Source organism: Brachybacterium sp. p3-SID957, from assembly GCF_025144775.1.
In the GTDB taxonomy this organism is placed as follows: domain Bacteria; phylum Actinomycetota; class Actinomycetes; order Actinomycetales; family Dermabacteraceae; genus Brachybacterium; species Brachybacterium epidermidis.
This window is the reverse complement of the sequence record NZ_JALXKT010000042.1, coordinates 18,087-29,627: the sequence shown is the minus strand read 5'-3', so window position 1 is coordinate 29,627 and position 11,541 is coordinate 18,087. Positions and strand designations below refer to the sequence as shown.

Below are 11,541 nucleotides of genomic sequence, written 5' to 3'. Positions count from 1 at the left end.
CCAGCCCGAAGCGTGCGCCGCACCGCCCGGCACGAGAACGGCATGAGATCCGTTCTCGACTCGTTCCCGTCCCGGCACGGCGTTACAGTGAGCCGACAGCCCGAACCCGACAATAAGAACGAGGAGCCGACATGGCCGACGAGACCTACGCCGGAGAGTTCTACTGCGTGAAGTGCCGCGAGAAGCGCGAGGCCGAGGGGAACGTGGTCGTCTCCAACGGCCGCCGCATGGCCAAGGCCGTGTGCCCCGAGTGCGGCACCAAGCTCAACCGCATCCTCGGCAAGGCCTGAGCGCCCACCGAGAGCGCACCGCTCACGCGGCGCTCTTCCGAGGCCGGCCCCGTCCTCGCTTCACGGCGATGACGCGGCCGGCTTCGAGTATCTGACCGCCCCACACACCCCAGGGCTCACCGCGCTGGAGTGCGCCCTCGAGGCAGGCCTCACGCAGAGGGCAGCCCGAGCACAGCGCCTTGGCCCGCTCGAGCTCCGCCGGGCGTTCGGCGAAGAACAGATCGGCGGCCTCCGGGTCGTGGCAGGGCAGGCTGGTGACCGCAGCGGTGTGCGCGGTCGAGACCGGCAGCAGGCCGGCGAGGGTGGAAGAAGAAGTCATCGTCTCGCTGCTTCGAAGATCGTCGTGGAACGGCCCGTGGGGGCGAAGGGAGGGAGGCGCCGGTGCCGCCCTCACCGCGAGGCGAGAGCCTCGTCAGCTCAGCGACGACACCGTCGGGGCATAGCCCCGCAGGCGCAGTGGGTGGGGTGCGCGAAGAAGGGCACCACCGACCGCTTCGAACTGATTGCCGATCATGGCGACACCTCCTCTCCTGTGCGCATGCCCCGGTGTCCCGGACCACGACGTGGACGATTGACGAGCGTGAGTCTACATGGCCCCCACACCCCGTCACATCTTTTTTTGACCTGCGGTTCTACTGCTCCGCCAGCAGCTCCAGCACCTGCTGGCCGTACCTCTCGAGCTTGGCGGGACCGATGCCGGGCACGCCCAGCAGCTCCTGCTCGGTGCGGGGCATCCGTTCGGCGAGGGCCTCAAGGGTGGCGTCGGTGAACACGGTGTAGGCAGGGGCGCCCGTGGCGCGGGACTGCTCCAGGCGCCAGGCGCGCAGCGCGTCCATCACCTGCTCGCTCGCGGTGGGTGGGCAGCCGGCGTGCCGACCGATGCGCTGCTCCCGGGTCCCCGTGAGGGCTCCCCCGCACGAGCGGCACTCGGAGTACACGGTGGCGCTGCGGCGCCCGGTGCGGCGCGGGCTCGCCCCCGCTCCCCCACCCTTGGCGGAGGGGTGGTCCAGCACGCCGTCCAGGAAGCGGGAGGGCTTGCGCGATCCCCGGGCGCCCGGGTTCCGCGCCGCCGACCAGGTGACGGTGAGCAGGTCACGGGCCCGCGTGAGGGCCACGTAGAACAGGCGCCGCTCCTCCTCGACCTCGGACGGTGTCTTCGCCATGGAGATCGGCAGCAGGCCGTCGCTGGCCCCCGCCACGAACACCACCGGCCATTCCAGGCCCTTGGCGGCGTGCACGGAGGCGAGGGTGACGCCCTCCACCACGGGTGCGGACTGCGCCTCAGCGCGCTCCTCGAGCTCGCCCACCACGTCCTCGATGCCCGCACCGGGCCGGGCAAGGACCGTCTGCGCCAGGCCCACCAGGGCGTTCAGCGAGTCCCAGCGGTCCCGCACCGCACCGGTGGACTCGGGGGCCTCGGGCCGCCAGCCCTGCTGGGAGAGGACGTCGCGCACCGCCTGCAGCGGTTCGATCTGCTCCACGCGGGCCGCGGCGCGCAGCGCCACCATCGCCCGGCGCACCTCCTGGCGCTCGAAGAAGCGCTCCCCGCCGCGCACCAGGTAGCCGATGCCACGCCCGGTGAGGGCCTGCTCGAAGGCCTCCGACTGGCTGTTGGTGCGGAACAGCACGGCCACGTCCGCGGCGGTGACCGGGGCACCGGGGCGGCCCTGCTCGATCAGCTCCGCGATGCGGGCGGCGATGCCCTCGGCCTCGGCCTGGTCGTCGGAGAAGGACTCGATCAGCGGCGGCGGGCCGTCCTCGCGCTGGGAGGCCAGGGTCAGGCGGTGCTGCCGGGTGCGGCCCTGGGCGCCGTCCAGCACGGTGTTGGCCATGCGCACGATCTGGGGGGTGGAGCGGTAGTTGCGCTCCAGCCGGATGGTGCGGGCGCGCTTGAACTCGCGGGGGAAGTCCAGCAGGTAGGAGGCCCGGGCGCCGGCGAAGGTGTAGATGGTCTGGGCGGCATCGCCCACCACGCACAGGTCGTCGGAGGTGCCCAGCCACAGGCGCAGCAGCGCGTGCTGGAGAGCGGAGACGTCCTGGTACTCGTCCACCACGAAGTGGCGGTACTGGGCGCGCACCTCACGGGCGACGTCCGCCCGCTCGCTGAGGAAGCCCACCATGTGCAGCAGCACGTCCTCGAAGTCGATGACGCCGCGCTCCTTCTTGACCTCCTCGTACTGCGTGAGGATGCGGGAGATGGAGCGGGAGTCGAAGCCGGCCACCCCGGGGCGGCGGGATCGCGCGGCGGCCTCGGGGTAGCTCTCCGGGGTGAGCATGGTGACGCGGGACCACTCGACCTCGGCGACGATGTCGCGCAGCGCCGCCCGGTCCACGCTCATGTGCAGCCGCCGACAGGCCTCCCCCACCCCGGCGAACTTGTTCGGCATGATCTCGGGCATGGGGCCGCCCACCACACGCGGCCAGAAGTGGCGCAGCTGCCGCAGGGCGGCGGCGTGGAAGGTGCGGGCCTGCACTGCGGGCACCCCCAGGTCCCGCAGCCGTGAGCGCATCTCCGCGGCGGCCTTCGAGGTGAAGGTGACGGCCAGCACGTGCCGGGGGTTCAGCTGCCCGGTGGCCACCCCGTAGGCGATGCGGTGGGTAATGGCGCGGGTCTTCCCGGTGCCGGCACCGGCCAGCACGCACAGCGGGGTGCCGAAGCTGCTGGCGACCTCGCGCTGCTCGGGGTCGAGCGCAGCGAGGATGTCCTCGGCACTGGGTTCAGGGACGGGGGCGGGCTGGTCGGTCATCGTCCCCAGTCTGCCAGCGAGCTGTGACAGGCGGGCATCCGTGTGGACGCGCCGCGCGGAGGGCCCGGTCTCATCCCTCCTGCGTCAGCCAGTCGTCGATCAGTGCGCGTCCCAGAGAGGAGCTGCCGGGCAGTTCGATCCGCTCGGCGGCGAGCTCCTCGCGCAGCTGCTCGCGGGTGAACCAGCGGGCCTCGGCGATCTCGTCCTCCTGCAGCACCAGGGAGGGGGTGCCGTCGGCCCAAACGCGGTAGCCGAGCATCAGGGAGCGCGGGAAGGGCCAGGGCTGGCTGCCCACGTACTCCACGGTGTGCACGTGCAGCCCCACCTCCTCAGCGACCTCCCGCACCACGGCGCCCTCGAGGGTCTCCCCCGGTTCCACGAACCCCGCCAGCACCGAGTGGAAACGGCCCCGGAAGTGGGCGTTGCGTGCCAGCAGCAGCCGGTCGCGCTCATCGCGCACGCCCATGATCACGGCGGCGTCGGTGCGGGGGAAGTGCTCGCTGCCGTCCTCACGGCAGCGCAGCACCCAGCCTCCGGCCTCTGCCTCCAGCAGCTCCCCGCAGGCCGGGCAGTGCCGCGTCGCCCGGTGCCAGGAGCCCATCGCCACGGCCGCGAGCGCCAGGTCGGCGTCGGCCGGGACCAGCTGGTCGGCCACATGGCGAAGGTCGCGCAGGTCGCGCCCGGGGTCGTCGAGCTCGGGGCTGGGCTCGGGGATCTCCACGGCGAGCACCCGCAGCCCCTCCCTCCGCCCCAGGAAGACCAGGGGCTGGTGGGTCCCGGCACGCGGGTCCTCGCTCTCCAGCAGCAGGCCGACGCTGCCGTCCTCCGCCTCGGTGACAGCGGCGGCGCCGGCGCGGGTGACGAGGTAGCGGGCATCGTCCCCGGGCGCGAGCACCTCGGGCTCGATGCGCAGCAGCGCCTCCCGATCGGACTCCAGCAGGGTCAGGGGTGTGCGCAGGTGCGGTCCACGAACTCTCGCCATGCTCGAAGCCTACGGGGATCGAGCAGCACCGGCAGGTACGGTGGGCTCGTGCATCGCAACTCCTACTCCCTCGCAGCGCTCGCCGCGGCGGCGGTCCCCGGGCTGGTCCCGGTGCGGACCACCCCGATCGCCACCCCGGCCGAGGATCTCGACGTGGCCGGCGTGGTCGGTGAGGACGCCCGTCGCGTGGTGGTCTCCTCCCCCGCCTCGACCGCGGCCGGGCTGCGCCTGGAGAAGGACCTGCGGGTGGCCGACGCGCTCACCGGCTCCCCCCTGCGCGGAGTGGTCCCCCCGGTACTGGGCTTCGTGAAGCTGCCCGAGGGCGGCCGGGCGGTGATCAGCCAGGCCCCGGCCGGGCGTCCCCTGATGCTGGAGGACCTCACCTCCTCCCCGGCCCTGGCACGCTCCCTGGGCATGGTCATCGCCCGCATCCACACCGTTCCCCGCTACGCGGCGGAGGCCGCGGGGGTGGAGTCGTTCACCGCCCCCGCGCTGCGCGCCCAGCACGCCGAGCACCTGCGCCGTGCCCAGGGGGGCGGTCACCTTCCCGCGGCCGTGGCGCAGCGCTGGGAGCACCTGCTGGCCGATGAGGAGCTGTGGGACTTCACCCCGCAGTTCGTCCACGGCGACATGAGCGAGGAGAACCTGTTCGGCTCGGGGGACCGGATCAGCGCGGTGCAGGACTGGTCCTCCGCGCGGGTGGCCGATCCCGCCTCGGACCTGGCGTGGCTGATCTCCACCTTGGAGCCGGAGCTGTTCGACGAGCTGTACGCGGCCTACCGCGAGGAGCTGCCCACCGCGAGCCATCCGCGCCTGGTGGAGCGGGCGCAGGCGCTGGGCGAGTTCGCGGTGCTGGAGTGGCTGCTGCATGGCCTGGACACCGGCGACGAGACGATCGTCTCGGACGCCCGCGGCATGATCGAGGATCTCGACCGGGATCTGGCGCAGCTGGCCCGCGAAGAGGCCGAGCGCACCTACGACGGCCTGCAGGGCTGATCACCTCCCCGTCAGCATCTGCGCGATCGTCTGCGCCGAGGGGTGGCGCCGCACCTCGTGCGTGGTGCCGTCGGGCACGAAGTGGAAGGCGGTGCGGATCCGTCCCAGCGGCAGCCCGGTGCGCTCGTGCCAGGCCAGTCGGTACAGCGACAGCTGCAGGGCCATGTCCCGCAGGCGTGAGGGTGCGGGGGTGCGGCCCGTCTTCCAGTCCACGATGATCACTCCCCCCGCATCGCCGCTGCCGTCGGTGCCCTCGGGGTCGGCGAAGACCGCGTCGATGATGCCGCGCACCGCGATGCCGCCCACGCGGGTCAGCACCGGCTGTTCCACCGCGATCGGGGTGCGCCCAGCCCATTCGGAGGCGGCGAAGGCCTCGCGCAGCGCGGTGGCGTCCTCGCTGCCCTCGGTCTCCTCCACCAGGTCCTCGGTCAGCTCCGCGAGGTCCTCGAGGTCCAGCAGAGCGGCGCCCTCGTAGCGGCCCTCCAGCCAGGCATGGAAGGCGGTGCCCCGGCGGGCCGCGGCGGAGGGGCGTCGGGGCAGGGGGCGCAGCAGGTCCTGGGCAGCGGCGGTCGGGTCCTGCGCCTGCCGCACCACCTGGGAGGCCGACAGCCGCGGCGGGGAGTGCACGACGGGCCGGGCCTGCTGGTCGCGCAGGTCCGCGAGGGTGCGGCGCACGGTCTCGGCGAGGCGCTCGTCGCGCAGCTGCACGCCCGGCGCCTCGTGCTGGGCGGCGTGCAGCAGGCCCTCGGCACGGTCCCGCCTCTGCGCGGCGGGACCGGGGGCGGGCGGCCACGGGGCCTGCTGCTGCACGAAGTCAAGAGGGTTCTGCTCGGGCACCTCCTGCCGCCGGCGGAACGGCTCGGGCACCAGGGGGGCGACCTCGGCGAGGTAGCGGGAGCGGGGCCGGGCAGTGGCAAGGCCGGTGCGCCAGGCGGCGGAGCTGAGCAGCAGGCGCCGGCGCGCACGGGTGACGGCCACGTACATGAGCCGGCGGTCCTCCCGCAGGGACTCCTGGCCCTGGTCGAACTGGAACTGCTCGATCAGCTCCTCGGCGTCGACCTGGGTGTCGGCCTGGGCCCAGGCGAGCTCGGGCAGGGTGTGCGCATCGCCGCGCAGCCCGGTGGGCACGGAGGCGGTCGCGGTGGGGCCCAGCCAGCCGCTGGCCGCCACTCGCACCCGGCCGGTCTCGTCCGTGCGCGCCCGCCGCAGGTCGTAGGAGGGCACGGTGCCCTCGGTGAGCCCGGCCACCGCCACCAGGTCCCATTCCAGCCCCTTGGCGGAGTGCATGGTCACCACGGTCACGGCGTGCGGGTCACGGGTGTGCTCGGGCGGGGCGGTCACGGCGAGGCCCGCCTCCTCGTCCTCGCTGATCTCCAGCAGGTCCAGGTAGGCGGCCAGGCCCGCGTGCTGGGCGGTGCGCTCGAAGGAGGAGGCGTGTTCGCGCAGGGCCTCCAGGTCCGCCAGGGCGCGCCCGCCGCTGTCCTGCTCCAGCAGGGCCAGGTCCACCTCGAGGGCGTGCACGGCGGCGGTGATGAGATCCGGCAGGGGCAGCGGCAGCAGCCGGCGGATGCTCCGCAGCAGGGCCTGCACCTGGAGCAGCCGCCCCCGGCCGACGGTGCTGAGCACGCGGCCCTCCGGGTCGGTCCAGCCCTCCGGCGGGAGGTCGTCGACGGCGTCCACCAGGGACACCTCCTCGGCCTCGTCGCCGCCGGAGCGGCGGCCGGGCGCGAGGCGGTCCCGCCACCTGCCCAGCACGGCCAGGTCGCGGGCGCCGAGGCGGAACCGCGGCCCGGTGAGCAGGCGCATCAGGGCATCCCCGCGGGTGGGGTCGTGGGCGCACTGCAGCAGGGCCCGCACATCGGCCACCTCGGGGCGGTGCAGCAGGCCCCCCAAGCCCACCACCTCGACCGCGAGCCCGGCCTCCTCCAGTCCCTCGACCAGGGCGGGGATCTGGCGGCGGGCCCGCACCAGCACGGCCGCGCTGGGCATCTCGTCCGCGGGGGACTCGGCGCGGCGGCGCTGGATCCAGTCGGCGACGGCGCGGGCCTCGGCGCGCTCGTCGGCGGCCTCGCAGATCTCCACCGCGCCCTCCCCGGCCCCGGGTCGTGCCTCGAGCTGCGGGATGGTGATGCCCTCCCCTGCCGCCCGCAGCGGGCCGGCCAGGCGGTTGGCGACCTCGAGCACCGCCTGGTCGTTGCGCCAGGAGGTGGACAGGGTGCGCTGGGCGACGGGCTGCTGCTGGGTCGCGAAGGCCTCGGCGAAGCCGGCCAGGGAAGCGGCCGAGGCGCCGCGCCAGCCGTAGATCGCCTGCTGCGGGTCGCCCACCGCGCAGGCGGGGTGGCCGGGCCCGAACAGGTCGGTGAGCATCCGCAGCTGTGCCACGGAGGTGTCCTGGAACTCGTCCAGCAGCACCACGCGGTGCATGCGCCGTGCCAGGCGGCCGGCGGCGGGGACCTCGCGGGCGATGCGGGCGGCCAGGGACACCTGGTCGGCGAAGTCGAGGGCGCCGCGCTCCCGGCGCACCGCCGCGAAGCGCTCCAGCAGCGGGACCAGGGCCAGCCTGGTCTCGATCGAGTCGAGCGCGGCGGCCACCTTCTTCGGGGTGGTGCGGCGCCGTCCCTGCACCTGCAGCGGGATCCCCGTGAGGTGGTCGCGGATCTGCTCGAGGTGCTCGCGCAGCTGCTGGGGGGTCACGAGATGGTCGGCGAGGGAGGAGGTCAGGGAGATCAGGGCGGCGGTGAGGGTGGCCGGGGAGGCCTCCACGTCCAGGGAGTCGTCCCAGGACTCGACGATGCCGTGGGCCAGCTGCCAGGAGGCGGAGGTGGACATCATGGTGAGGTCCGGGTCCACGCCGAGGGCGAGGGCGTGCTCGCGCACCAGGTCCAGGGCGAAGCCGTTGTAGGTGTGGACCACGGGGCGCTGGCCCACCAGGTCGTCGCCCCCGCGCTCGAGGCCGGGCGGCAGGGGCAGTCCCTCGGCGCGCAGGGCGTCGGCCAGCGCCCCCAGGCGGGCGGCGATGCGGGCCGACAGCTCGTGGGCGGCCTTGCGGGTGAAGGTCAGGCCCAGCACCTGGCGGGGCTGCACGTGGGCGTTCGCGATCAGCCACACCACCCGGGAGGCCATGGTCTCCGTCTTGCCGGAGCCGGCCCCGGCCACCACCAGCATGGGGGCCAGGGGCGCCTCGATCACGGCGGTCTGCTCCGCGGTGGGGGGCGGCTGCTCGAGCAGGGCTGCCAGGCGGGCGGCGGACAGAGGGGTGTTCACAGCTGCGCCCCCTCGGGCTGCAGGGGGCAGGAGGAGCGCACCGCGCAGCGGGTGCAGTGGGAGTTCAGGCGCGCGATCACCCGGGCCCCGGAGACGTCGGTGGCCACCTGGCGCACGACGGTGTCGAACCAGGCCGGGTCCTCGGCGCGGGTGAGCGCCTGCTGGGTGCGCACCGCGGCCGTGCGGCCCCCGGTGCCGACGTGCACCAGCTGGGCACCGGCGAGGTGCCGGGGCGCATCGGGGCCCAGCTGATCGGCGAGCGCTCCCTCGCGCACGGCCGCCTGGTAGGCGGCCAGCTGCAGGTCCTGCTCGGTGGCCTTGGCGGTCTTGGCGACGCGGCCGGTCTTGAGGTCCACCACGCGGATGGTTCCCGTATCCCCCTCGATGCGGTCCACGGTGCCGCGCAGCAGCACCGGGCCCAGTGCGACCTCGAAGGGCGCCTCGACGGCGAGCGGGGGCGGGGAGGCGGCCAGGTGGGCGGCGAGCAGCTGTGCGGCGTCCTCCGCGCGCCGCACGCGGCGGCGGCCGGACCAGGTGTCGGCACCGGGCAAGTCCCGCAGCAGGGAGTGCAGCTGCTCCAGGAGGTCCTGCCCACCGCGGGGATGGTCCTGGGCCAGGCGGTGCAGGGCGGTGCCGATGCTCTGGGCCGGCCCGGAGCCGCGGGAGCCACCGGCGCGCTCCATCAGCCAGGACTGGGGACAGTCGTGGGCGCGCTCGAGGGCGGAGGGCGAGAGGCGGATGGGCGCCCCGGGCTCCTGCAGCGGCGCGGTGGAGCTGGGCTGCTGGTGGTACCACTGCTCCGGCTGGGCTCCGGGCGCCCCGGCCGCACCGAGGGCCGCCAGGGCCAGGGCGGCGTCTCGAGCGCGTTCCGGGTCGGGGTGGTGCAGCGCCCGCCTGAGGGCGGCCACCAGGCGGCGGGGGTCCGGGGCGGGCCCCGGGTCCGCGCGCAGGGCCTCGAGGTCGAGCCAGTCGCCCTCGGCGATGTCCTCCAGCACGTCGAACAGGGCCGACGGGGTGTGGTCGTCGTCCTCGACGGCGGTGACCAGGACGTGGCGGCGGGCACGGCCCAGGGCGCTGACCGCCAGGCGCAGCTCATCGGCGATCACCTGTTCGCGCTGCACGGCGCGCAGGGCCTCCGGGTCCTGCGGCAGCTGGGAGCCGGCGCGCCCTCCGGGCAGCAGGGAGAGCTCGACGGCGCCCAGCAGGGTGGAGCGCAGGCGCAGGTCAGGCCACACGCCTTCCTGCAGGCGGGCCAGCACCACCGCCTCGCGGTGCCGGCCGGCGATCTGGGCGGGGGTGAGCACCTCGACGCTGCCCCGGGGAGCGGCCGACGGCGCGAGAGTGTCCTCGACCACGGCCTGGGAGCGCACCTGCTCGATCAGGTCGAGGGGCCCGGCACCGGGTCGCCTGTCGGTGAGGCGCTCGGCGGCGGCGAACAGCTCCAGCAGGGCGTCAAGGCGGCTGCCGGCCAGGCGGGCACGGGCACCCTCGGACCCGTGGCGCGCACCGAGAGCGGCGGCGCGCCACCCTGTGGCCAGGCCCGAGGCATCCCAGGCCGCCCACAGGACCTCGGCCGCGCTGCCCTCGCGGTGCTCGCGGGCGGCGGTGATCATGGCCCGGATCCGGTGCACCGGGGCGGCGGTGCGGCCGCGAGCGTCCGGGGCGGGCAGCCCGGGGACGTCCGAGTGCAGCAGTGCACGCGCCAGCAACTGCTGGCTGTCGGCGTGCTCGCCGGCGGAGTCCTCGGCGGGTGCGGCCTGCAGCAGGAGGCGACGGATGCGGCGCAAGCGCAGGGCGTCGGCATCGCCGAAGGGGCCGTGCAGCAGCGCAGTGGCGGTCAGCGGGTCGATCTGCTCCACGCCGGTCGCACCGATCTCGACCAGTCGCAGCAGGTCCTGGACCACGGGCTCCTCGCGGAGCGGGCGGGGGCGGCGCGGTGTGCGCACGGGCAGGCCGGTGCGGGTGAGCAGATCGGCGAGCTCGGCGACGGCGGCGCCCGAACGGCACACCACGGCCATCCGGTCGTAGGGGATCTGCTCGCGGTGGTGCAGGTCCCGCAGCGCGGAGGCGATGAGGTGGGCCTCCTCGGCCCGGTCCGAGGCGCGCAGGGCCTGGACGCCGCCCCGCTGCCCGTCGGCACCGGCCCGGGACGGCGGTGCCTCGCGTCGGCGGGTGGCAGCGGGCGCCCCGGCCAGCGGGAGCCGCCAGCGCAGGGCCGCGGCGGCATCGACGATGCGGGCATCGACGCGGTGGGCACCGGCCAGCACCACCTCGTGCACGAGCCCGGGCAGCTGCTCGCGCAGGCGCGCGGCGGCATCCGGCAGGGCCCCGCGGAAGGTGTCCACGGCGGCATCCGGGCAGCTGGTGGCGAGCACCGGTGCCCCGGTGGCGGCCAGCGCCACGACCAGGGCGATGCCGGCGGCGGTGAGGTCCTGTGCGTCGTCGACGACGACGGCCCGTGCCGGGGGCGAGACGGTCCCCTCGCTCACCAGGCGGGCGGCGCGGCGCACCAGGGAGCCGGCGTCGAGTCGGGGGCCGGCATCGAGGGCGGCGGCGGATTCGAGGTCCAGCACGCCCAGGTAGTCCCGCAGCACCGCCGCGGCATCGCGCCAGGCCGGCCGGTCGTGCTCGAGGCCGAGCCGCTCGAGGCCGGCCGGGCCGAGCCCGAGCTCGGCAGCGCGGGCCAGGACGTCCCGCAGCTCCGTGCGGAAGCCCGGCAGGGTGCGTGCGGCGGGCTCCACCTCGAGGTGCCATGCAGTGCGGGCGGCGATGAGGTCGGCCAGCAGGGCGTCCTGCTCCGCACCGGTGACCAGGGAGGGCTCACCGCGGCCGGCGGCCAGGGCGGCGGCGCGCAGCACGGAGTACCCCAGGGCCGCAGGGGTGGCCACCCGCACACCGGGGGTGCCGTGCGCGGCCAGGGCATCGCGCAGGTGGGCGGCGGTGGCCCGGCGAGGAGCCATCAGCAGCACCTCGCCGCCGTGCTCCTGGGAGAGAGCGGCTGCGGCGCTGAGGGCCAGGGCCGTGCGCCCGGTGGCGGGGCCACCGTGGGCGAGCACATGGCGGCCCTCCCTCACGTGGTCCGCCGCGGTGGCCTGTGCGGGAGCCAGCTGCTCCAGGGGCAGCACCGGGGGCACCGCTGACGGGTCGGGCCCCAGCAGGGTGAGCGCACCGGCCCCCATACCATCGGGGCCGGGGCGGGCGGGGGCGTTCTGCATGGATCCATTGCACCGCATGGGTGCGACGAGCGAGGCGGAGTATGGTG

Annotated in this window: 7 protein-coding genes; 2 read left to right on the top strand and 5 right to left on the bottom strand. The window is 75.2% G+C overall.

Annotation, left to right across the window (positions count from 1 at the left end; all coding sequences use genetic code 11):
- Positions 1–131 precede the first annotated feature (131 nt).
- A complete protein-coding gene (locus M3B01_RS10010; RefSeq protein WP_010551122.1) occupies positions 132–290 on the top strand; it encodes a DUF5679 domain-containing protein in 159 nt (52 codons plus the stop codon).
- A gap of 22 nt (positions 291–312) precedes the next feature.
- Here M3B01_RS10010 and M3B01_RS10005 read toward each other — a convergent pair whose 3' ends face one another.
- From M3B01_RS10005 to nudC, 3 genes are all read right to left on the bottom strand, one after another.
- On the bottom strand, positions 313–609 hold the full coding sequence (locus M3B01_RS10005; RefSeq protein WP_259791774.1) for a WhiB family transcriptional regulator: 297 nt from the start codon (positions 607–609) through the stop codon (positions 313–315).
- A gap of 313 nt (positions 610–922) precedes the next feature.
- A complete protein-coding gene (locus M3B01_RS10000) occupies positions 923–3,037 on the bottom strand; it encodes an ATP-dependent DNA helicase UvrD2 (protein WP_259791772.1) in 2,115 nt (704 codons plus the stop codon).
- Positions 3,038–3,107: 70 nt separating this feature from the next.
- Complete coding sequence (gene nudC / locus M3B01_RS09995; protein WP_259791770.1) at positions 3,108–4,019, bottom strand: NAD(+) diphosphatase; 912 nt, start codon at positions 4,017–4,019, stop codon at positions 3,108–3,110.
- A 48-nt stretch (positions 4,020–4,067) separates the two neighbouring features.
- Between nudC and M3B01_RS09990 the strand changes: the two genes are divergently transcribed.
- Complete coding sequence (locus M3B01_RS09990; protein ID WP_259791769.1) at positions 4,068–5,015, top strand: phosphotransferase; 948 nt, start codon at positions 4,068–4,070, stop codon at positions 5,013–5,015.
- On the opposite strand, the gene M3B01_RS09985 is transcribed toward M3B01_RS09990, so the two are convergent.
- Together M3B01_RS09985 and M3B01_RS09980 are read right to left on the bottom strand one after the other, a co-directional pair.
- Positions 5,016–8,279: an ATP-dependent DNA helicase gene (locus tag M3B01_RS09985; protein WP_259791767.1), complete on the bottom strand. Its 3,264-nt coding sequence runs from the start codon at positions 8,277–8,279 to the stop codon at positions 5,016–5,018.
- Positions 8,276–11,494 carry a PD-(D/E)XK nuclease family protein gene (locus M3B01_RS09980; RefSeq protein WP_259791765.1) on the bottom strand — a complete coding sequence of 1,073 codons (3,219 nt, stop codon included), beginning with the start codon at positions 11,492–11,494 and terminating at the stop codon, positions 8,276–8,278. Before M3B01_RS09980 ends, M3B01_RS09985 begins: the two co-directional genes overlap by 4 nt.
- Positions 11,495–11,541: the final 47 nt, after the last annotated feature.

What these genes read in the sequence shown, in the direction of transcription:
- M3B01_RS10010 (WP_010551122.1), top strand. Translation starts at nt 132, where the DNA reads ATGGCCGACGAGACCTACGCCGGAGAGTTCTACTGCGTGAAGTGCCGC.
- M3B01_RS10005 (WP_259791774.1), bottom strand. Translation starts at nt 609, where the DNA reads ATGACTTCTTCTTCCACCCTCGCCGGCCTGCTGCCGGTCTCGACCGCG.
- M3B01_RS10000 (WP_259791772.1), bottom strand. Translation starts at nt 3,037, where the DNA reads ATGACCGACCAGCCCGCCCCCGTCCCTGAACCCAGTGCCGAGGACATC.
- nudC (WP_259791770.1), bottom strand. Translation starts at nt 4,019, where the DNA reads ATGGCGAGAGTTCGTGGACCGCACCTGCGCACACCCCTGACCCTGCTG.
- M3B01_RS09980 (WP_259791765.1), bottom strand. Translation starts at nt 11,494, where the DNA reads ATGCAGAACGCCCCCGCCCGCCCCGGCCCCGATGGTATGGGGGCCGGT.